Source organism: Algoriphagus sp. TR-M9 (assembly GCF_027594545.1).
Classification (GTDB): Bacteria; Bacteroidota; Bacteroidia; order Cytophagales; family Cyclobacteriaceae; genus Algoriphagus; species Algoriphagus halophytocola.
On the sequence record NZ_CP115160.1, the window covers coordinates 1,118,446 to 1,140,473 of the forward strand.

Sequence of the window (22,028 nt, forward strand, 5' to 3'; positions counted from 1 at the left end):
TAAAGTACAATCATTTCATTGATTGAGCAATTTTGGATTTTATTAATCATCGTAAAGACTGTAATAATTACTAACTTGAAGTCAATCAAACCTGAACTAAACATGAAATCCTATTTCTTACTTTTAGCGGTTTTTTGTACTGCATTTTCCTGCTCTCCCAAAAATGAAGAGCTCAAAGAAACCCCAACATCAGAGGCTGAAGTACCAAAGCTGAACTATGATGAGCAAACTACTCAGCAAGTGCTCGACCATCACTTCAAGGCTTTTGTGGAAAACAACCTAGAGGAAGTGATGGCCGATTATACTGAAGAGTCAATTTTGATTACTCCAGACAGAACTTACCGGGGGCTTGCGGAAATCCGCGAGAACTTCGTGAATGCCTATGCAGCCTTGCCAAAGGATTCTACTACCGTTAATCTGATTAAGGATTTGGCTATTAAAGATGTGGGCTACATCATTTGGGAAGCTGATGCTCCAAATTTCGAATTCAAAAGCAGCTCAGATACCTTTATCATTCAGGATGGTAAAATTGTCCGCCAGACTTTTATGGGTGTGGTGACAGCGAAGTAATAAAGTGGGAGAATCCCCATTCAGAGTACTATTCTTATAAAGCTTAAACTCTTAGAAGATTCTTATTGAAATTAATTGGAGAGAGTTTGGTTTTTCATTTGATCAAATCGCTCTAGACAGTCATCCAGTGGATTGCCAACGGTATGCACACATTCGCAGAATTCAAATCCTGCTGCTTCCTGATCTGTTCCTACGAACTGAGACTTGCAATCCCCAAGTGAATTCTGAGGCATGACTTCAAGACCGAAAAGGGAAAACCAAACGAAGAAAGCCATCGTGAAAATAACTCCGCCAAAAAAAAGATAAGGGAAATTAAACTCATACTTCTCAGGCTTGGGTACACTAGCTTCTGCAGAGTATCTATTGAATGGCAAAATAAATTTCAGCTTATCGTAGTGGCAGACTAGGATGTAAAGGTTTGCCAAGACCATCAAAGGAGATGTCAAATAGGAGCCTACAAAACGAACTGCATATGAAAGCACCCAAATATTTATAATAATTGGTAGATATAGCAAAGCCCCTAATAATACCGTGCGTGGAATCAGTAATAAGATGGCAGCGATCACTTGTGCCACACCGATGAAGGTGTAATAATATCCTGTGTGATGCAGGGCTTCCAAATACGAACCCATAGGATGAATCACGGGCAATCCACTAGCAAATCGTTCTCCAAGAATCTTGATCATACCTGCGACCAAAAAAGCATAGGCCAGCAGGATTCTGCATATCAGTTGAAATATCCAGTGCCACCTATTTCGCTTGATGCTTAAATAGTAGTTCTCCAGGCTTGATAGTCTCATTTGATTTCGGATTTTTGTTATTCAGATAGAATTGTGATAGTCTTTTGTATGTATATCCGCTTTGTTGCCAGTCAAGAACCAAATGCATAATAGGATTTGGTTAACTCAAGAATTTAAGCCGCTTTGGTCACTCCTGCTGGCCGGCAGGCGGGCGTCTTCGGTTCTGACCGGGTGAGCAAAGAAATTTAGTGTACTGGAAACGTTGCGAATAATCATATTTATTTCTTATACCAATCAATTTTTCTAGATATGAACATGGTAAGCGCTAGTGCCACAAATAGCCCTATACTTCCTATTAATAAGGCGTAGTCTTGTTGCTTAATGATCACAAAAATGAAGATGTAAAAGGCAGAGAGAATTCCTGTGAAAATCCCTGTGGTTTTCAGCTTGGAGAATAGAGTCTTGGAGTAAAAGCCCAGCAAACCTACCGTGGCAAAGCTCGCAATTAGGTAGGCTAAAGTAAACCCAAATTGCTCAGAAAGTGCAATCAAAAGAGTGTAATATAAGACCAGTGCAAAGCCAACCAAGGTGTACTGTAGCGGATGAATCCTTCTTTTGGAAAAAGTCTCCATGAGGAACAATGCCAAAAAGCTTAAGATAATGATAAGGATAGCATATTTTGATGTTCGAATACTCTGCTGGTATTGATCCACAGGCATTTTGAGACTTAGACCAAAGGAACTTTCTGGGAAATTTGGAAGGGTTTCTGAAAACTCCTGTCCAAAGGGTCTATTAAAATGAAGGACTTTCCATGTACTCTGAAATCCATCCTTACTAAGCTCTCTTTCCTCCGGTAAAAACTCTCCCTGGAAACTAGGGTTAGGCCAGTTCCCGCTGAGGTTCATCGTTGTGGTTTTCCCAAGTGGAACTATGTGAAAATCCTTACTCCCTTTGAGTTTGAGGCTTCCAGAAAAATTAAATCCTTTTGACACGGAATCCAGCGAAGCGGGAAATTGAAGCCCTTTTTGTTGGGTTTGAGCATCAGAAAAAGGCTCGGATAGCAGAGGGAAGTTATTGAGCATAAGATTTGGGTTTTCACCGATTCCTCGCAGATCGCTTACCGAAATCATAAATGAAGCCTGGTCCCAAAGCACCTGTTCGGGCGTGATGTCCAGTTTTCCTAAGGCTATTTCACCAAATTCTGCTTTCAATTCAATGGCTCCCCGGTACACCACCACATCAAAAATCCCCCGGTGAAGGGATTCTGCCTGAAGGTCTCCTTTTACATCCAAAACATCAGGTAGGAAATAGGCGGTTTTGAGCTCCTTGATCACTTTATTTTCACCGTTGCTATTTACCTCCCTGTAGTAATGATAGGGCAAGGCCAGGTATGGACCTATCACGGTTTGGGCACGGGACCATTTGTTTGTAACCTCAATCTCGGTTTCTAAGAGACGTTCCTGCCTTTCATTGATCAAGTCTATGGTGAGTGCTTGCGGGATTAGGAGCACTAAGGCGATGAAGCCAATGACCAAAAGTTTTAAGCTGGTGGATCTGGAGATCCAGTCTTGAAATTTTTCAAGAAGCGAAAGGTTTGTGTTTGATTCCATGATTAGTTGTTAATGAGGGTTGGATATGAAAATGGAGTGATTTTTTTTGACTGCGGGAGAATCAATCCCAATGCCCGGTGATGCTGAAAGCCAAAACAGCACTCAGCCAGATGCCTACAAAGTATAGCATCGTGCTAAAGATGATCGCCGCCAGTTTTGATTTGCCGCTAGGAAACCACACAAAGCCCATCAGATAGAAGAAAAAGCCGCCTATTGCTCCTCCAGCCGGTATAAATCCCAGTGGGATAAACATCCAGTTTTCGAAAGGGCCTTTCCCGAAAATTACCAGAAAAAGAAGCCAGGAAAGTGGAGTGCTGGCTCCGATAGCAGCGGCTACTAAAGCTGATTTGGCTTGAATGCCTTTGAGATATTCTATGTTTGTTTGCATGGTTTATTGATTTTGAAAGTACTTTGTATTTCAAAGTGAATGGATAAATTTTTTTAGCTTTTGTTTTCTTTGATCAAATTTTCCAGGAACTCCAAGTGCGCTTGGAAAGCCTCTTTCCCACTTGCAGTGGCTGAGTAGTTGGTCAGTGGTTTTCTACCTACAAAGGATTTGCTGACCTGAATGTATTCCTGTTTTTCCAGGTTTTTCAGATGGGAGGCCAGGTTGCCATCCGTCACATCCAGCATTTCCTTAAAGGAATTGAAATCGTATTCCTCATTGACCATCAGGATGGACATGACCCGGAGCCGGACCACATTTTCAAATGCTTTATCGTAATTCCCCTTCACGTTATCGGTCGTATTTGTAGTACATCATCGCGCCATAAATGATATGCAGCACGCCAAAACCAACAGCCCAGAGTATCAACCCATAGCCTGTAAAGAAAGCCGAAATGATGCCTAGTACAAGCTGGCAGTAGCCCAGGTATTTGATGTCATTTAAGGTAAATGTGGAAGCGTTCAGTAAGCCTAAGCCATAGAAAATCAAAGTTGCGGGTGCGACCACTCCCAGATAGCCTTTGGCTAACATTGCCAGACAAAAGATCCCTCCTACAGCCACAGGGATAAAAAGTGCTTGGATAAATCGCTTACTGGCAGGTGTCCAGAATTTCTGGGCTTTTTTCTTGCTTTTACTTTGGCTCATGAGCCATGCTGTGCCAATGGAAAACAGTAAAACCACAGCGGCTGTGACTAGTAACTTGCCAAGGATGTCCTCCTGCCTGATCAGTTCTATGTTTGTGCCGTAGGGCAGGTTGGGGTAATAGACCCAAGCATAAGCTAAACCTGCAGCAATCAGTGCGTAGGTGCCTGCTAGAATTCCAGAAAGTCCACTGAGTGAAAGGAAGCGGGTGCTCCGTTCCATCATGGATTTGATTTCGGCAAGTTCTTGTTCTGGTTTTCTCATAGTTAAAAGTACTTTGAGTTACAAAGTAAAATGAAAAACCATACATTTCATCTTTTTCGTAGAAAAAATTTGAAGATTTTTATTCGCAGTGTGTTATTCAAACTGTTGGAGTCTTTTCAAAACATCCTCTTTGAAAGACCTGCTGATAGTCAGTGCATTTCCATTGACTTCTACAAATTCATGGGTATAAGAAGTGATTGCGCTTAGATTCGCGATAAAGGAGCGGTGAATTCTAATGAATTGATTTTCAGGGAGTTTTTCTGCAAAATTTGAAAGGCTTTCACGTGCCAGAATAGTTTGGGTTTTCAGGTGAATTTTAAGGTAGTCTGAATAACTTTCTACATAAAGGATTTCGTCAAAAGCAATCTTTTCCATTTTTCGATCTTGACGAACGAATAGAAATTCAGGCTTTTCCGACACATTAGGTTTTTCGTTTTGAGCTATAGACTGTTTGGTTTTGCTTACAGCTTTAAGAAATCTCTCAAAAGGGATGGGTTTCAAAAGATAATCTGTAGCCTCTAATTCAAATCCCTCTAAAGCATATTCCCGGTAAGCTGTGGTAAAGATTACCTGCACCTTTTTGGGGATGATTTTGGCAAAGGAAATCCCGTCTATTCCTGGCATATTGATATCTAAAAACACCAGGTCTATGTCCTCCTTTTGAATACTATTGAAGGCCTCACTCGCATTGCTGCAGCATGCCGTCAAGTGGAGGTAGTCCACCTTGGAGATAAACTCCTTTAGGATGTTTTGTGCTATGGGCTCGTCGTCAACTATCAGGCAATTCATGAGGACTTGGGTTGATTGGCGGAAATAGAAAGATTCACTGTAAAGTACCCATTTGATTTTCCGAAGGTAAATTCATGAGATTTGGGATACAGCAGGTCTAAGCGTTTTTGGATGTTTTGAAGACCAATTCCCGAGGAGTTTAAACTGGTAGAAGATGCACCTTCTTCATAATTGTTTTTTAAGAAAAAGTGGATTTGATTTTCTTCAGTTTCAATTTTCAGTTCGACTTTGGTTTGATTTCCCTGGGTTTTCCCATGTTTAAAACTGTTTTCCAGTAAGGGTAAAAATAGCATTGGAGCTATTTGGAGCTGGACATTGTCATCCGGAAAACTCGCCTTGATCTCCAGTTTATCTCCATGCCTCAGCTTTTCTAAAGCCAGATAGTCCTGAAGGTGATCGATTTCGCTTTGCAGAGGAACCAGAGACTTTTTGGTTTGGTACAAAATATAATCCAGCAGATTGGATAGCTTTAAAATCAACGCCGGAGTTTGATTGTTTTTTGCGATAGCAGAACCATAAATCGTGTTCAGGGTATTGAACAAAAAATGAGGGTGAATCTGCATTTTCAGGTAGGCAAGTTCTTCCTGTTTTAGCTGTAATTCCCCGTTGATTAATGCTAGCTGAAGCTTTTGGTTGCTGAGATGGATTTTGTGATTTTCCCGAAAAGCAGAGAAAAGAGCACTGAGCAATACCACGATGTACACGCCTATGATGATGAGGTAGAGGTTCTTGTTCAGCAAGAATTCGCTATCAAATGCCTCTAAGGAATTCAAAAAAAGGAATCCGTAAAAAGAGGAAATAGCGATCAGGAATACGGAAATGATAAGAGTGTAAAGTGTGTATAATCCAAAAAGTAGGTACTTCTGCCTAAAGAGGTATTTTGGGATCAGGTGAAAACTAAAAACTTGAATAGTACCCATGGTGACCGGAAGTAGGAATAACCCGAAAGTGAAGGCCGGGCCTAAATTTGAAATGGTGATACCGAAGTAAAAAGTGAAGAACAGCAATGCCCCCACACTCATGGTCATGAGGGTGAGAATTTTCTTCGTAATTGCTGAAAGTAGCTTCTTTTTCATTCTTTACAGGACAAGGTCTTTTAAAAAATCCTTTTTGCAAAGAAATAGCGACAGATGACCGATTTGGTAAGGTAAGTAACGGATAAATACCTATTGCTCCCGAAAACACCTATATTTCTGTCAATTACTGGGGATTCTTGGGCGTTGATCGCATAACTTAAGATAAGAACAGGGAGCGGTGTAAACTTGAACCATCAACAAAACACCAAAACCCATGAAAATCATGACATCAATTTTAGTTCAGAAGCTTGTATTATCAAATGTGATTATTGACCGGTTCCAGGAAGGAGGTTTGCTGGGGATGACGCTGGTATTAATCTGTCTATTGCTAGCTGTGGTGCTGGCATTTAAAGCGTTTTCAAATCTCCACGCAGACTTGGCTACCTTCCTGAAATATAAAAAACTAGTCAATCAGGTAGTTTTACTTGGCTTAGTCATTTCCTTTCTCAATTCACTTTTGGGCTTGATCCAAGCTTTTGATTCCTTAGAGGCGACAGGGGGAGGAGACCCGGCCATTATTGCCGGAGGTTTGAAAGTCACCTTACTCTCACCACTTTTTGGCTTATTCGTTTTCGTGCTGGGGTACTCTGCCACTTTTGTACTGAGCTGGATGCGCAGAGCTGAGCGCGAGGAGGCTTAAGGATTCAGCTTTTTTCTAATCAAGCCTCAAAAAAAATGAAATTACTAAAAAGAATAGTGTGGATAGGTCTGCCTGTACTTGCATGGACCTGTTTTGTAGGATTAGGGTTTGTCCAAGGCTTTTTGTTAAGGGCGATAACCTTTTCAGACACTACGGAAGACTTTATAGATGCATCCCGGGAGATTTTGGGAAAGGAACAGGTTGGGAGTTTTGCCATGGTTCTGATAAAGGAAGGGAAAGTCTCAGGAAGTTACTTTTTTTCAAGTGACAAACCGGTGAATGAAAACACCTCATTTCCTGTGGCATCCATCAGCAAGTGGGTGACTTCGTTTGGAGTTATGAAATTAGTGGAAGAGGGTAAAATTGACTTAGACAGTCCAATAGACGGGTACTTGTCCAGGTGGAATTTGCCGGAAAGCGACTACGACAATAGTAAAGTAAGTGTGCGCAGACTGCTCTCGCATTCATCTGGACTTGTAGATGACTTGGGTTATGAAGGATTTGCGCCAGGCGAACCTGTACAGACTATCGAGGAATCTTTGACGAAGGCTGCTGATTCACCTTATGCCGAAGGGGTGGCGCGGGTAGGGTATGCCCCAGGGTCCCAGTATATGTACTCTGGAGCAGGATATACTATTCTTCAATTATTGATCGAGGAAATCAGTGGTCAATCCTTTCAGGAATATATGACAAAAGTGGTCTTTGAGCCTCTGGGGATGGGTAATTCTACCTTTGTTCTGTCAGAAAAGCCTGAGATTGATTTGGCTCAGGTATACCAAGCTGATGGGACGCTAGGTAAACCCCGTACTTTCACAGCTCTTGCGGCAGCTTCTTTATTTACCAGCACAGCAGATTTGAGTAAGTTTCTCATAGCAAACCTTACTGATAATCCGGTATTACGCCGTGAGACTATTTTGCAAATGAGCAGGCCGGAAACCTTTATCAATAAGATAGGAGTGTATGGTTTGGGGCCACACCTATACAGTCAGAATGATGCGCAATCTACTATAATTGGCCATGATGGAAGTGGAGGTACTATTGTCATCAATACGGCGGCCAGGGTAAATCTCCAATCAAATAATGGAATTATTGCTTTGACCATGGGCAATCCTTCAGTTGCATCGGAGATTGCTGACGAGTGGTTGTTTTGGGAAGCCGGGATTGCAGATTTTGTAGTGATGCAGCGCAATATTCCATTTCTAATCAAGCTGTTGGTCGTAGGTTACCTAGTTATTCTTGCGGTATCTATCAGCATTATTCGCAAGGTTAAAAGTGAAAGTTAGAATCAAACATCAAACTAATTTAAGGTTAAAACTCACTTACTCCCCTTCAGGTATCGCCATGGTATGATTACCTATCAAAAGGCATTTGCCATCCACTTCCACGTAAGTTCGCATAAAGTGGTATTTGGTAGGAGTGGGGCCTCGGTCCACGACGGTGAAACCCGTTACTATTGCCGTGTTACCTGTGATTTCCACTTTCACTTCACTTTGTGTCCGGGACCGGGTATTTGTAGTTCCTTTTGCCGCTTGGATTTCAGTTCGCTTGATGACATCTTCCTTTGTATCGATCATCGAGGCATGATTGTGTACCCATATAAAGTTCTCAGCAAGCGTACTTTTAAAAAATTCAGGATCAGGATTTAGGTTGTTAGCTTCCCACTGCGCGTCCAGAGCTTTGATGGATGATGCCGTCATGCAGGTTTGCTGGGCTGATGCAAAAAGGAAGGTGAAAAAGAAAAGTGTAAGAAGTGGCAAAAGGATTTTCATGATGACGTTTGAAGTTTTGGAATTTAAGGTAACTTAATCATCCAATATTTCTATGCCTTCTATTCTAAAACTCATTTCATTACCTATTTCCAGCCAGGGTGCCATGCTGGATGGCCTTGAATAAGTCAATCCAAAATCACTCCCTATGGAGAGTCTGGATGGGGTGTATCCATCACTGCAACAGCTATCTAAGGTTTCCAGCGAAATGATAAAATCAGATTCGATCAAAATATTATATGCTGACATATCTACTGTTTCCCAGCCTTTTTTCAAGGTGGAAAGAAAACGTATATCCTCCTGGTTAATGATTTTGATCGGAAGCTCATTTTCTTCGTCATAGATTTTGACCCGGTAGTAGATGCTGTCGCAGCTGTTCCTTTTGATGTGGAAAGAAAATTTGTCCAGATAAAAAGGGTTTTTCACTCTAAAAAGCATTCCAATTTCATCCCCTTTATTCGCATCGCTCCATATCCATGAAAAATTCCCCGGTTTTTTCACACCGAGGATCAAGGGAGTTCCCTTGGTGGCTTTTACTTCTATTTCTTTAAGTTCAATAGGTTTTTCTTTTAACGTGATGTTCAATGAAGTGCTATTTTGGGATTTTAGCTTACCAATATTGAATTCGGTATTTTCAAATCCTATCATGGAGAACCGGAGAATTTCTTCGTCATCCAATCCGGAAATATCGATTTCATAGTGGCCGGACTGATTTGAAATAGTACCTCTGTCCAGATCGACAATCCCGATATTTACATAAGGGACAGGGTTGGCATTTTCATCTTTTATTTCACCGTAGAGCTTTTGACCAAAAGCCGGGAGACTTAGTAGTAAAGTGAAAATAGCTAAAAATACTTTCATAAATAGTAAAGTTAAATGCGTCTCCCCAGGATTAAAAATGGATGAATGCATGCGCTCAAGTACTGAAAAGTAGCCCAAAAGTCCAAATCATGGAAGCAGTAGATAGCCTCTGCTAGTAGCGCTACATTATGTTCAAAAATTGTTCTGTAGTATTATCCTATTTGGCATTAATTGAAAACAAATATCAAAAATGGCAAAACGGCCAGTTTCCGATCACCCACAGAATCATATAAGGCTTACTTTTCAGCGGGTTTTTGCCCCAAAAAGCCAGCGTGAGCTTCATCATCAACTGTCGGTTCTTTGCTGTCCAATTGTAACTATGATCGCTGATCTTTCGGAAGATTGCAGAACTTTCATACCAGCGATGCCAGTTTTTATTAGCTTTTCTAAATTCCTTGAGTGGGATATCCGGAAATTCCCCGGCAACTTCCTGAAAAGTCCTGTAAGTCAATCCTTCAGTTTTGCTCTTCCATACGTTGATCCAGTATTTACAGAAACTGAATTCCCCGTCCCAGATAAACAAAGGCTGATTTGGAAAATGTTGGGTATTCCGGATTTTAGCGAACATGATGGTGCGGTTGGCGTTAAGGTATCTGGTACGAAATTCTACAGTTTGAGATTTGATTAAATCAAAGGGGACAAAATACTTTAAGTTTTAGTCAAATAGTGCGTAGAATCGGGTTTGGCTTTCAAAAAAATGAAAGTCAAGCCACCTACTCAGTCGTAAAAAAAATATCATTTACAATTCTAATCTGATTACTTTTGCGCCATCTTAATCCTGATCCATGTTTTTAGATTTATTTACCGCTATGCTTTGGAGTCTTTCTCCTTTTGGAGAGGCAAAAGTTGGGATTCCATACGCCCTTCTCCATGGCGTGGATATCTATTTGGTATTATTAGGCTGTTTTTTAGCAAATGTTCTGGTCTTTCCGATCATGAACTTCTTTTTCGATGTAGTCAACAGGTACTTTTTGAAATGGTATTACTACAAAAAGGCCGCAATATATGTAGGTCGTAGGGCCAAGGCTGGTGCAGGTAAAAATGTGCAGAAATATGGCTTCTGGGGACTTATGATTTTTGTGGCTATGCCTATTCCGGGAACTGGAGTATATGCCGGTTCTATCGCGGGTTACCTCTTTGGAGTAGAGCGGAAAAAGGCCTTTTTGGCTAATTCAATAGGGATTCTCATCTCCTGTCTGATAGTTTGGGGCTCTACCTTGGCTGCGATGAAGGGCTTGAAAAATTAAAGGATCAACTACTACTATGGATTAGAATTTTGGCGCTGAATCTTTTTCGGGTTCATGCCGTTATTCAGATCCTTGCCTTCCAGCAATTTCCTAAGGTGAAATTCAATTCCACTATTTGGGAATGGCAGTGGGCAAAAGTATCTTTACAACTTATTCATCAAAACATTTGACTGTGGCAAATAAAACTGTAAAAGTTGGCTTGGTTCAGCTGAGCTGTTCTCCCGATGTAGCTGAAAACATGACTAAAACCATTGCCGGTGTGCGTGAGGCTGCGGCTAAGGGAGCACAGGTGGTGGTCTTGCAAGAACTGTTTAGGTCCTTGTATTTCTGCGATGTGGAAGACTATGAGAATTTCAAGCTTGCTGAAGCTATACCGGGCCCGTCTACCGACACACTTGGCGACTTGGCCAAAGAGCTCGGCGTGGTGATCGTGGCTTCTCTTTTTGAGAAAAGAGCCGAAGGTCTGTATCATAATACTACTGCAGTTTTGGATGCTGACGGAGCTTACCTAGGCAAATACAGGAAGATGCACATTCCGGATGATCCGGGGTATTTTGAGAAGTTTTACTTTACACCTGGTGATCTGGGCTATAAGGTTTTTCCTACCAAATATGGAAATATCGGTGTTCTGATCTGCTGGGATCAGTGGTATCCTGAGGCAGCTAGAATTACTGCCTTGAAAGGGGCGGATTTTCTGGTTTACCCTACGGCTATTGGCTGGCATAAGGACCAGACCCCCGATGTCAATGACGAGCAATATGGGGCCTGGCAGACTATTCAGCGCTCACATGCCGTAGCCAACGGAATTCCTGTGGTATCTGTAAACCGCTGCGGAAACGAGGGAGATATGAAGTTTTGGGGAGGATCTTTTGTGGCCAATCCTTTTGGAAGAATCATCTTCAAAGCCAGTCACGAAGAGGAGCAAATCCATGTAGAAGAACTGGATTTTGCCAAATCTGATCAATACAGAACGCACTGGCCATTTCTCAGAGACCGAAGAATAGATTCCTATCAGCCGATTACCAAAAGATTCCTAGACGAAGAATAGGACCACCATGACAGATATATTTGGACTTGCCCACTCCGGTGCAAAAACACCCGCTGAGATGGGATACTATTTTCCGGCTGAATTTGCCCCTCATGCTTCCACCTGGCTGAGTTGGCCGCATAAGGAAGGTTCCTGGCCGGGGAAGTTGGATACTATTTTTGCGCCCTATTCGGAGTTTATCAAGTATGTGGCCATAGGAGAAATCGTGAATATCAATGTAAGTAATGAAGCGATGAAATCATTTGCCTTGGGCCACCTTGAAAAAGCCGGAGTAAATCTAGATCAAATCCGTTTTCATTTCTTTCCTACAAATGATGCTTGGTGCAGAGACCATGGCCCGTCTTTTCTGATCAATCCAAATGCGGATGTGAAAAAAGTCCTGGTAAAATGGAATTATAATGCTTGGGGCGAAAAGTATCCTCCGCATAACCTGGATAACCAGATTCCAATCAAAATCGCAGAGGAACTTGGAATTCCTTGCTTCAAGCCGGGAATCGTCATGGAAGGAGGAGCAGTTGAGTTTAATGGAAAAGGAACATTGTTGACCTCAGAAGCTTGTCTTTTGAACGAAAATAGAAACCCCCATCTGAAGCAGGATCAGATCGAGCGATACCTTCAGGATTTTTATGGGGTGAAGCAAATCCTTTGGGTGGGTGACGGGATAGTCGGTGATGACACTGATGGGCATATCGATGATATCACCCGCTTTGTGAATGAAGATACGGTGGTCACAGCAGTGGAGAAAAACAGGGCTGATGAGAACTATACCCTGCTTCAGGAGAATTTGGAGCGACTGCATAAAATGCGGCTGGAAAGTGGGAAACAGCTGAATGTAATAGAGCTTCCCATGCCTTCACCTGTGGTCTGGGATGATCAGAGATTGCCGGCTTCCTATGCCAATTTCTACATTTCAAATCATGCAGTGGTGGTCCCTACCTTTCGCGACAAAAATGACCAAATAGCTTTGGATATTCTTTCAGCTTGTTTTTCCGACCGAAAGGTGGTGGGAGTGGACTCCACAGATATCATTTGGGGACTGGGAAGTTTTCACTGCCTTAGTCAGCAGGAGCCGGCTGTATAAAGCTGGACACCTAGGTCTAAAAAAAAGAAAAGCTATTCCCTCTCGAGAATAGCTTTTCTTTTGAACCGTGAATATTAGTCAAGTGCCCTTTTAGCTCTGCTTCAACCCGGATTATGCATTCGGTTTCGTTATGAAGCAATTAATGGCTGTAATAGAATTGCTCATGCATATTTGGGTTAAAACACAAGAGCGGTTTACCTGCCTTGAAAGTATTTCCATTTGACAGAAAGGTTAAGCTTACTTTTTCTCTTCTTCAGCTGCATATCCAAATACTTTTTTCAGTAGAGGTGTGGTTCGGGAGGAAATACTTTCTCTGATTTTGACCTCCTCCTTGGCTATTTCCACAAATAACCCCTCTATGGCTTTTTTGGTCACATAGGCGGTCAGGTCAGTATCTACTTTTTTTACAAAAGGCACTTTGTTATAGTTACTCATGACATCTGACCAGTATTTGGTCGCATCAGTTTTTTTCAAGGAAGAATCTATGATGGGAGAAAATTTTTCTGTGAGCTGCGGGGATGTACTTTTATTAAAATACTGAGTGGCGGCGTCGTGTTCGCCCAGCAGAATGTTTTTTACATCAGTGATGGTCATTTGCCGAATGGCATTTTCAAAAATAGGTTTTGCCTCAATCGCTGCCTCCTCTGCTGCGCGATTGACACTGGTGATCACCTGATCTACTAAGCTTCCCAATCCAATAGACCGGAGGGTGTTTTCTATATTTTTGGCTTCTTCCGGGAAAAGGATTTTGACGTCCAGATTACCCAAATACCCATCTTTGGCAGATAGCCTTTCGGTACTTATTCCGGTTGCTTTCTCCAGTGCTTCCTTTAGTCCTGCATTGATCTCCCCGGACGTAGGGTCATAGCTAGATGAAGAATCAGTGCTCTGCCCCATGGCACCAGTGATGGGGCTATAGGAGGTGCAGGAGGAGAAGAATAGTAGCAGAAGTAAAGTGGCGAATTGGCTGGTTTTTGAGCGTATTTGTAGCATGAATGGTGATTGAATTTCGAATGTTATAGGGGAGTTTACGAAGATGTGGGAATATAGATGTCTGTGAGCGTAAATTTAAATCTGTCTATAAAGGAAGTTTGTTTTTAATAAATCATTAGCTAAATAGGTTGTTTGTTGAAATATCCTTAATTTATCTTTCTTTTTTATAGATAATAATTAATCCTATGAACTTAAGACTCAACTCTGAATTTGGAACACTGAAGGCCGTTTTGATGCACCGGCCTGGTAAGGAAATCGACAGACTTACTCCTTACAATAAAGAGTTTTTGTTGTTTGACGATGTACCCTATCTGGAAGCTTTGCAGCGAGAACATGATACATTTTCTAATCTGATCAAGGATTCTACCGGAGCTAAGGTGTATCAATTGCGTGAGCTGCTGATCCGTGTGCTTTATGATGAGCAGGTATTACTCCATCTCATGAAGGATTCCTTGAAACGGGCCGGTATGGTGCATCTTGCCGAAAGTATATTGGAACGCTACTCCACCGCAGAATGTGCCGGGATACTTACCGCTGGGCTGAAAGTGCATGAGCTACGAAGAAAGCTCCCCAACTTGAATGCCGGTGAACTGATGGAATTTGCCTTTCTGATTTCCCCATGTCCCAATTTGTATTTCCAAAGAGACCCTATGGCGCTGACTCCCGGAGGGATTATTTTTTCCAGCATGAGAATGGAAGGCAGACAGCGGGAAGCAGATCTACTGCGTGTAATCTTTGAAAACCACCCTGACTTTAAATCAAATATCCATACGCTTTATCCTGTCAATAGCCATGATAACCCTGCAAGCATTGAAGGTGGGGATGTGATCATTCTCTCGCAAAAGGCCGTGGCTATAGGTAACTCTGAGCGCACAGACGAAAAGGCCATCTACCACACGGCCAAGGCTTTGCTGGGCGAGGGGACAGTAGAGCGGGTCTATGAAGTTCATCTCCCTCAAAAGCGGCAGTTTATGCACTTGGATACGGTGTTTACAGTACTGGATGAGAACTTGGTGCTGACTTATCCGGATGCCATGAATGCAGTTCTTCAGACCTCGCTTTATACCTTAAAAGAAATCAAAGAGGATAAGGTGCATATCAAGCGGGAGGTATTGAAAGAATCACTGCTGACTGTGCTGGAGCGGGAAATTCCACATTTGGAAATTCTTCACACAGCGGATGGAAACCCGGATTATGCCATGCGCGAGCAATGGTTTGACGGAGCCAATGTTTTTGCAATAGGCCCTAGAAGGGTGATTTCCTACAACAGAAATATCCATACTAATCGGGCGCTACGCGAAATGGGGGTGGAAGTATTGGAAATTCCGTCCTCTGAACTTTCCCGTGGTCTGGGCGGACCCAGATGCATGACTATGCCGATCAGCAGATCTAGGGTTTGAGGCTTTCTTTGGATGAAAGCAATTGATTTGATTACCTGTCAAAAAACGACCTTCTTCTAGATACCTTCAGGTCTTGCAGGATGGTGGATTTTACCCGGATGTCAATATTGTAGGAAGTAAATCTTCCAAATGGAATCCAGTTGACATTCATCTGCCAGCAGTGCAGATCTCTGGCGATACCGACCATGGTCTGTGTGATTTCTTTGGCTTGGGCATCAAAGCCTGTGTTAAAGTTGATTTTCCACTTTTCGGAAAGCGAGAAATCCCCGTTTACACTGACGGTTTGGGTGATGTTTCTTCTTCCTGAAACCGCCTTGTTATAAGAGAGCACATATCCAAATGATAAATTCCAGGGGATATCCCAATCTATGTATTGGCTGGGGTCAGTCGCGATTCTATTGATTTCACTTTCCACAAAGTCATTCATCACTCCGCCTTGTTGGATGAACTGATTGGTCAACTCATCACGTACTTCTCCCTGGTTTTGGGCATTGGATGGATTGATGGAGGCATTCATATTCAGCGTGGCACTGCGAATGGTTCCTATGCCCTGGCCATTGTTCCAGGCGAAATCATTGATGGAGCGGAAAGATTCTGTGCCATTTGATCCCATATATGCTTGTGTGGCATAAGGATCCAGTGTTGTAGCCATATTCACAGATAGTCTTCTTTCAAAAAAACTGGTTCGGGCACTGATCCTGAATGGAGCTAAGTTGAAGGAATCTGCAGCGAAATTATAACTGGTCGATAGATCTATATTCTCTAAAATGGGGATTTTCTTGGTGGCTGTCTGATCCGTAGAATCTTTTTTGTCCAGCACTTTGGCCTCTAGTACACTGCGGATATTGATGCTGAGGGCCTTGGATAGTCCACTTGGAGCACCTGAGTACGAAAATCCCTGATGTCTGGAAAAGAGCGCGGTGTTGCCTTCTGCATCTGTCTGAACCTCCTGATAGTATCCTAAAGAAGGATCAGAGAAATCAGGTGTGTAGCTAAACCCAAATGTAGGCTGGATGTGCTGACGAATGGTTTTAACATTTCCTTTTTTGAAATTGAAGAATCCGTAGATATTGGTCGCCAGGCTGAAGGAGGTGTTGTAGTAAGTAACTCTGTTGAACCCATCTTCTAGGATCTTGTCCACACGCTCCTCAGAAGGATTGTAGTAATAGTTGATTTTTTTGAGGTACCAAAGTTCCGTCAGGCTTCCTGAAGCTGTACCCGTGAAGTAATTGAACAAGGTGAAGTTGGAACTGATAGGGATTCTGTTTCTCGCTCCGTTGTTTGCATTGTCCAGCAGGTAGCCAAAATTGGAAGGAGTGAAAGGCACCAGCTCGGGCTCATCTAGGTCTTCCACCAAATCTGGATCCACACCAAAAGAAGGATCCACCTTATTGGTAATGGTATTCTGCATGTCAAAATTATAGGAGAAATTAAGCGTTTTCAGCGGTTCGAACTTCACGTTTTCAAATGGGCGCTGCCGGTTCATGCCTATGGACATGGTGGGCAAACTGAGTTGCACCTCACCAGTCTGCACACTTTGCGAATGTCTCATGGCAGCAGAAAATGTAAAAGGAGTACCTGTGAAGGTTTTGGTATAATTCACATTGGAGCTCAGGTCAGCCGTGGTATTGTTATAGTAATTATTAGGGTTGATGATATTGTTAAAGTAACTGGTAGAGCCAGCATTTACTGAGGCGGAAAAACGGCTATTTCCTCGGGATTCCGGCGTGTGTGACCAAGCTATTCTGAAGGTATTATAATCTACCGGGTTTTCCTCCGTCTCCGGTGACCTGAACTTTTGGAAATCAATATTCATGGATCCGGCAAATCTATACCGCTTTCTATAGGCTGTCTGGTTTTTTACTCCCCAGCCACCGAGTGAGTAAATATCTCCCGTGATTCTGGTATGGATGTAGTCATTGATGGCAAAGTAATACCCAAAATCCCGTAGGTACAGTCCTCTAGCCTGTTCCTGTCCATAAGAAGGGAAAATTATTCCCGAAGCTTTTTCTTCAGGTGTATTTGGGATTATGCCAAAAGGCAAACCCAGAGGAGTAGGGATGCCATTAAAATAAAGATTAAAAGGCCCGGAGACTACCTGTCCGCCTTCTATGGATTTGATTTTATTGGAAGAAATGTGCCAATGGGGAGTGGTGAGTTTACAGGTAGTGTAATACCCATGATCCAGATAAATGGACCCATCATCTGTTTTTTTGATTGTTTCTCCCCTCAATATCCCATCTTGTTGCTCGGTGACCACATCTTTGATGATGGCCTTTTGGGATTTAAAGTTGTACCGCATTTCCTTGCGGATTTCATATACTGAAGGACCATCTTTGAAAAATGGATTTCCGGTGATATTTCCTAAACTGTCCGTCACTCCAGAAGCATATAATTCCGAATTTGCCCAGTCTATCACGATGAGATCTGCCTCTAGTCGCATTTCCCCATATTCAAACCATGCCTGATTATGCAGGTATAATTTGTTGTTCGGAAAATCAGCCACTATACTATCTTCCGCATAATAAGTGATATCTGTGGTGATATCATTTGCGGGCATAATTTTTGTCGAATCAGACAGCGAAAGCGAATCAGCGGGAATAGGGATGGTGTCAAGAGCCGTCAGTTCTGGATCCGGTGATAGTAGCGTGTCAGGAACTACAATAGGCTTTTCTTGAGGAGGACCTGTAGTACGCTGCGCAGAAGTACTTAGCGGTACGGTCGATAGCACAAAAAAGCAAAATAAAAAGAGCCTGAATCCCTGCACTGTTGCTTACGCTTTATTTAATTTGAGTGAAATTTCGTGTAAAGTTAATTTTATTGCCCTCATGGAACGGTCCAAAAACAAAAAAATTCTTCTTAGTCTGATTTTATGCATTCCCTTTGTATTTGGAGGATTCATCAACAACGAAACTATGATGCCTAAGTTTCGGATGAAAAAAATAGTTCTTGATGCAGGTCACGGTGGGAGGGATCCGGGAAATATAGGGTCCAGGTCAAAAGAAAAAGACATCAATCTTGCGGTGACTCTATTGGTAGGTAAATACATCAAGGAAAATCTACCCGATGTAGAAGTGATTTATACGCGGGATGATGATAGTTTTCCCACGCTGAAAGAGCGACCGATGATAGCAAATAATAACAAAGCTGATCTCTTTGTTTCCATACATTCCAATTCAGCTGCCAATCGATCTGCTTATGGTACGGAAACTTTTGTCATGGGAACCAAGCACTTTGAGGCCAACTTTGATATCGTAAAGCGGGAAAACTCCGTGATCCTGTTGGAAGATAACTACAAGGAAAACTATGAAGGTTTTGATCCTAAGTCTCCGGAATCTTACATGATGTTCAACCTGATGTCAAAAGTCCATTTTGAAAATTCAGTGACCTTGGCAGACCATATAGAGACTCAGTTTAAAGATAGAGTAGGTCGTAAAAGTAGAGGTGTAAAACAAGGGCCTTTCTACGTACTCTGGACACCATCAATGCCTTCAGTTTTGGTAGAGCTTGGGTTTCTGTCCAATTCCAACGAGGAAAAATTCCTGATGAGCCAGCAAGGTAAGGAATACATGGCCTCGGCGATTTTCAGATCCATCAGAGATTATAAGGAAAGCATAGAAGCTCGATAGTTTTGCACTTTAATAGGACATACTTTAGCCCTTTTTCATTTTTGGAAAAGGGCTTTTGTTTATCTTGTCTCTTGAACATTCCGCTTTATCCAAGCGTTTTTTATTTATAAACCCAAACATATACATGAGTACAAAGACCAATGATCAGAGTTCCTCCATGGCGGCAATGCTTCAGCAATTGGAGGAGAAATACAAGCAAGTAAAGCTGGGAGGCGGTGCCAAAAGAATCGAGAAAGAGCATGCCAAGGGTAAATTAACTGCAAGAGAGCGAATCGACTACCTGGTGGATTCGGATACTGAGTTTCTTGAGGTGGGAGCCTTTGTAGCTGATGGAATGTATAAAGAAGAGGGCGGCTGCCCTTCAGGTGGAGTGGTCACCGGAATTGGTTTTGTGAGCGGAAGGATGTGTATGATCGTTGCCAATGACGCTACCGTGAAAGCGGGGGCTTGGTTTCCCATGACTGCCAAAAAAAACCTGAGGGCTCAGGAGATAGCCATGGAAAACAGGCTGCCTGTGATTTACCTGGTAGACAGTGCGGGTGTTTTTCTACCTATGCAAAATGAGATTTTTCCGGATAAAGAACATTTTGGACGTCAGTTTCGCAACAATGCGAAAATGTCTGCCATGGGAATCGTACAGGTGGCAGCCATCATGGGAAGCTGCGTAGCTGGTGGAGCTTATCTTCCGATCATGTCTGATGAGGCAATGATCGTAGATAAGACCGGTTCTATATTTTTGGCGGGCTCTTACCTAGTAAAATCAGCTATAGGTGAGCGCATTGATAATGAAACTTTGGGAGGAGCTACCACGCATTGCGAGATTTCAGGAGTGACTGATAATAAATATGAGACTGACCAGGAATGTCTGGATGCCATTCGAACTATTTTTGACAAAATAGGTCATGACGCAACAGCAGGATTTGACAGGAAGGAGCCTAAGAATCCTTCCATTTCTTCTGAAGAATTTCTAAAGCTGATTCCTACGGATAGAGTAAAGCCTTACGAAATGCTAGACTTGGTCAAAGCCATGGTGGATGAGAGTGAGTTTGAAGAGTATAAAAAGGATTATGGGAAAACCTTGATCTGCGGCACAGCCAGAATAGAGGGCTGGGCAGTAGGGATAGTAGCTAATCAGCGGAAGATTGTCAAAACTGCCAAAGGTGAAATGCAAATGGGAGGAGTGATTTATTCTGACTCTGCCGACAAAGCTGCCCGTTTTATTATGAATTGCAACCAGCGTAAAATCCCACTCGTGTTTCTGCAGGATGTAAGCGGATTTATGGTAGGCAGCAAGGCGGAACACGGAGGAATCATCAAAGACGGAGCTAAAATGGTCAATGCTATGGCTAATTCAGTAGTTCCTAAATTCACGTTCCTATTGGGGAATTCATACGGTGCTGGTAACTATGCGATGTGTGGTAAAGCCTATGATCCTCGCCTGATCTACTCTTGGCCTACAGCCCAGATGGCGGTTATGTCTGGATCTGCCGCAGCCAATACCCTACTGCAGATCAAAGTATCTGCGCTGAAAAAACAAGGCAAGGAAATATCAGAGGAAGATGAAAAGCAGCTACTGGATGAAATCAGCAAAAAATACCAGGAAGAATTGAGTCCCTACTATGCGGCTTCCAGACTTTGGGTGGATGGAGTAATCGACCCCCGTGAAACCCGAAAAGTGATCAGCATGGGAATAGAGGCGGCGAACCATGCCCCCATTGCGGAAAGATTTAATGTGGGAGTCATCCAGACTTGACCAGTTTTTTGTAACTTAAATAGCCTTAATTACCTAGATTTCTAGCAAGCTGACCATGAGTACTTTGACACCGGGAGAATTGAATGCATTAGTTTCGCTACTTGATGATACAGATCAGGAAGTGCGGACACATGTGAGAGACCGGATTATTTCTTTGGGAAATCAGATCATTCCGTTTTTGGAAGAGAAATGGGAAAACAGCTTCAACCCCGAAATACAGAAAGAAATAGAAGAACTGGTGCACGACCTGCAGTTTTCCTTGCTGAAGGACAGGCTCAAAGACTGGAGAGATACTGAAGATCAGGATCTACTTACCGGCCTGTGGATCATCAATACCTATCAGTATCCCGACTTGGAATTTGAAGAGTTGAATTCTGAGATGCACCAGATTTATTTTGAGGTCTGGACTGCTTTTCAGAATGATTACTCTCCCTATGAGCAGGTGAAAACCATCAATAACGTGCTTTTTAACACGCTGCGCTTTTCGGCAAATACCAAGAATTTCCACTCTCCTGCAAACAGCATGCTTTCCACTGTACTGAATACCAAGCGGGGAAATCCATTATCCTTGTGCGCGATTTACATGTTGGTGGCTAAGAAATTAGGTTTGCCCATCTACGGAGTGAACCTCCCAAATTTATTTGTGCTTACCTATAAATCTGCTGATGTCACCTTTTATATCAATGCGTTCAATAAAGGCTTAATCTTCAGTAGAACGGATATTTTTAATTACCTCGAGCACCTAAAAATAGAGCCTAGGGAAATGTTTTTTGAGCCCTGTACTTCCAAGCAGATTTTGCTGAGAATGCTCAGAAACCTGGAAAATTCATTTGAGAAGCTCGGAGAAGCAGATAAAGTACTTGAGCTGAAGGAACTAATAGCCCTACTGAACGATCAATAGATTCTTACATTGCAGCCCACAGCCCTTGCCTGGGATGGAGTAGGAGACTGGCCTAGCAGTATGGCGTCCATGGCCTTGTCCAGGTATTTTGCAGACACCGCACTTTCTGCTTGGGGATTGTTGTCGATTGCTCCTTTGTAACTCACCACGTGGCCTTCCGAGCCATTGGTTACCACTACCGCCTCGGGGATTTTGGTAATATCGAAATGCCTGATCAGCTCCTGTTTGTGATCCATGAGGTAAGTCATATTCACTCCGGATTGGTCTATGTACTGGCGTAGAGAATTCTCGTCTTCTTCCTGTCCTCTGATTTCAGGATTTACCATGATGAACGTAAAGCCCTGGTTTTGATATTTATTACGTAGCGCTATTAGTCTGGACTCGTACATTTTGGCAAAGGGACAGGCCAGGGAATGAAAAATGAGAACCAATCCATTTTCTGTGACTTCTTCACCTACATTAACTGTTTTTCCGGTCACCGCATCTACCAGGTTTATATCATTTAGCCCTTGGCCAAAGGAATGAAAGCTGAACAGGAGGATTAATACTACTGTGGATAAGAGGTTTTTCATT

The 22,028-nt window shown here is 42.6% G+C and carries 23 protein-coding genes; 10 read left to right on the plus strand and 13 right to left on the minus strand.

The annotated features are described in order from the left end of the window. The first annotated feature begins 102 nt into the window (after positions 1-102). Positions 103-570: a YybH family protein gene (locus PBT90_RS05030; RefSeq protein ID WP_264809305.1), complete on the plus strand. Its 468-nt coding sequence runs from the start codon at positions 103-105 to the stop codon at positions 568-570. Positions 571-641: 71 nt separating this feature from the next. Here the strand turns inward: PBT90_RS05030 and PBT90_RS05035 are convergent, their stop codons facing one another. The 7 genes from PBT90_RS05035 to PBT90_RS05065 form a co-directional block, all read right to left on the minus strand. Beyond that, the gene (locus tag PBT90_RS05035) at positions 642-1,370 is read right to left on the minus strand and encodes a DoxX family protein (protein WP_264809306.1); all 729 of its coding nucleotides are present in this window, start codon (positions 1,368-1,370) and stop codon (positions 642-644) included. Between the two features lie 218 nt (positions 1,371-1,588). Beyond that, positions 1,589-2,920, minus strand: coding sequence for a cell envelope integrity protein CreD (gene creD, locus PBT90_RS05040; protein WP_264809308.1), 1,332 nt, complete (start codon positions 2,918-2,920; stop codon positions 1,589-1,591). Positions 2,921-2,981: 61 nt separating this feature from the next. Then, positions 2,982-3,308 (minus strand): hypothetical protein, encoded by a 327-nt coding sequence (locus tag PBT90_RS05045; RefSeq protein ID WP_264809309.1) that lies wholly within the window; start codon positions 3,306-3,308, stop codon positions 2,982-2,984. A 53-nt stretch (positions 3,309-3,361) separates the two neighbouring features. Then, positions 3,362-3,655 (minus strand): winged helix-turn-helix domain-containing protein, encoded by a 294-nt coding sequence (locus PBT90_RS05050; RefSeq protein WP_264809310.1) that lies wholly within the window; start codon positions 3,653-3,655, stop codon positions 3,362-3,364. A 1-nt stretch (position 3,656) separates the two neighbouring features. Continuing rightward, positions 3,657-4,271 carry a hypothetical protein gene (locus tag PBT90_RS05055; RefSeq protein ID WP_264809311.1) on the minus strand — a complete coding sequence of 205 codons (615 nt, stop codon included), beginning with the start codon at positions 4,269-4,271 and terminating at the stop codon, positions 3,657-3,659. A gap of 93 nt (positions 4,272-4,364) precedes the next feature. After that, complete coding sequence (locus tag PBT90_RS05060) at positions 4,365-5,060, minus strand: LytR/AlgR family response regulator transcription factor (RefSeq protein ID WP_264809312.1); 696 nt, start codon at positions 5,058-5,060, stop codon at positions 4,365-4,367. Next, a complete protein-coding gene (locus PBT90_RS05065; protein WP_264809313.1) occupies positions 5,057-6,136 on the minus strand; it encodes a sensor histidine kinase in 1,080 nt (359 codons plus the stop codon). Before PBT90_RS05065 ends, PBT90_RS05060 begins: the two co-directional genes overlap by 4 nt. Positions 6,137-6,359: 223 nt before the next feature. Here PBT90_RS05065 and PBT90_RS05070 point away from each other — a divergent pair, with 223 nt between their 5' ends. Then, positions 6,360-6,776 (plus strand): MotA/TolQ/ExbB proton channel family protein, encoded by a 417-nt coding sequence (locus PBT90_RS05070; RefSeq protein ID WP_264809314.1) that lies wholly within the window; start codon positions 6,360-6,362, stop codon positions 6,774-6,776. A 35-nt stretch (positions 6,777-6,811) separates the two neighbouring features. Beyond that, entirely contained in the window at positions 6,812-8,059 is a 1,248-nt protein-coding gene (locus PBT90_RS05075) for a serine hydrolase domain-containing protein (protein WP_270131873.1), read from the plus strand. A gap of 36 nt (positions 8,060-8,095) precedes the next feature. On the opposite strand, the gene PBT90_RS05080 is transcribed toward PBT90_RS05075, so the two are convergent. The 3 genes from PBT90_RS05080 to PBT90_RS05090 form a co-directional block, all read right to left on the minus strand. After that, positions 8,096-8,545 (minus strand): nuclear transport factor 2 family protein, encoded by a 450-nt coding sequence (locus PBT90_RS05080; protein WP_270131875.1) that lies wholly within the window; start codon positions 8,543-8,545, stop codon positions 8,096-8,098. Between the two features lie 33 nt (positions 8,546-8,578). Continuing rightward, positions 8,579-9,403, minus strand: a complete 825-nt coding sequence (locus PBT90_RS05085) for a carboxypeptidase-like regulatory domain-containing protein (protein ID WP_270131877.1) — start codon at positions 9,401-9,403, stop codon at positions 8,579-8,581. Between the two features lie 184 nt (positions 9,404-9,587). Beyond that, on the minus strand, positions 9,588-9,971 hold the full coding sequence (locus tag PBT90_RS05090) for a hypothetical protein (protein WP_270131879.1): 384 nt from the start codon (positions 9,969-9,971) through the stop codon (positions 9,588-9,590). A gap of 217 nt (positions 9,972-10,188) precedes the next feature. On the opposite strand from PBT90_RS05090, the gene PBT90_RS05095 reads away from it, so the two are divergent. The 3 genes from PBT90_RS05095 to PBT90_RS05105 all read left to right on the plus strand — a co-directional run bounded on the left by PBT90_RS05095 (position 10,189) and on the right by PBT90_RS05105 (position 12,779). Beyond that, positions 10,189-10,650: a COG2426 family protein gene (locus PBT90_RS05095; RefSeq protein WP_264809319.1), complete on the plus strand. Its 462-nt coding sequence runs from the start codon at positions 10,189-10,191 to the stop codon at positions 10,648-10,650. Positions 10,651-10,771: 121 nt separating this feature from the next. Continuing rightward, a complete protein-coding gene (locus tag PBT90_RS05100; RefSeq protein WP_264809320.1) occupies positions 10,772-11,698 on the plus strand; it encodes a carbon-nitrogen hydrolase in 927 nt (308 codons plus the stop codon). Between the two features lie 7 nt (positions 11,699-11,705). Then, positions 11,706-12,779: an agmatine deiminase family protein gene (locus tag PBT90_RS05105; RefSeq protein ID WP_270131884.1), complete on the plus strand. Its 1,074-nt coding sequence runs from the start codon at positions 11,706-11,708 to the stop codon at positions 12,777-12,779. Between the two features lie 237 nt (positions 12,780-13,016). On the opposite strand, the gene PBT90_RS05110 is transcribed toward PBT90_RS05105, so the two are convergent. Next, the gene (locus tag PBT90_RS05110; protein WP_264809322.1) at positions 13,017-13,772 is read right to left on the minus strand and encodes a DUF4197 domain-containing protein; all 756 of its coding nucleotides are present in this window, start codon (positions 13,770-13,772) and stop codon (positions 13,017-13,019) included. Positions 13,773-13,957: 185 nt separating this feature from the next. On the opposite strand from PBT90_RS05110, the gene PBT90_RS05115 reads away from it, so the two are divergent. After that, entirely contained in the window at positions 13,958-15,172 is a 1,215-nt protein-coding gene (locus PBT90_RS05115) for an arginine deiminase (protein ID WP_264809323.1), read from the plus strand. A gap of 31 nt (positions 15,173-15,203) precedes the next feature. On the opposite strand, the gene PBT90_RS05120 is transcribed toward PBT90_RS05115, so the two are convergent. Continuing rightward, complete coding sequence (locus PBT90_RS05120) at positions 15,204-17,903, minus strand: putative LPS assembly protein LptD (protein WP_264809324.1); 2,700 nt, start codon at positions 17,901-17,903, stop codon at positions 15,204-15,206. Positions 17,904-18,000: 97 nt separating this feature from the next. Here PBT90_RS05120 and PBT90_RS05125 point away from each other — a divergent pair, with 97 nt between their 5' ends. From PBT90_RS05125 to PBT90_RS05135, 3 genes are all read left to right on the plus strand, one after another. Beyond that, positions 18,001-18,801 carry an N-acetylmuramoyl-L-alanine amidase family protein gene (locus tag PBT90_RS05125; RefSeq protein WP_264809325.1) on the plus strand — a complete coding sequence of 267 codons (801 nt, stop codon included), beginning with the start codon at positions 18,001-18,003 and terminating at the stop codon, positions 18,799-18,801. Positions 18,802-18,958: 157 nt separating this feature from the next. Continuing rightward, on the plus strand, positions 18,959-20,554 hold the full coding sequence (locus PBT90_RS05130; RefSeq protein WP_396127665.1) for an acyl-CoA carboxylase subunit beta: 1,596 nt from the start codon (positions 18,959-18,961) through the stop codon (positions 20,552-20,554). A gap of 55 nt (positions 20,555-20,609) precedes the next feature. After that, positions 20,610-21,455: a transglutaminase-like domain-containing protein gene (locus tag PBT90_RS05135; RefSeq protein WP_264809327.1), complete on the plus strand. Its 846-nt coding sequence runs from the start codon at positions 20,610-20,612 to the stop codon at positions 21,453-21,455. On the opposite strand, the gene PBT90_RS05140 is transcribed toward PBT90_RS05135, so the two are convergent. Next, positions 21,449-22,027, minus strand: a complete 579-nt coding sequence (locus PBT90_RS05140) for a redoxin domain-containing protein (protein ID WP_264809328.1) — start codon at positions 22,025-22,027, stop codon at positions 21,449-21,451. The two genes, PBT90_RS05135 and PBT90_RS05140, sit on opposite strands and share 7 nt — an antisense overlap. Position 22,028 lies beyond the last annotated feature (1 nt).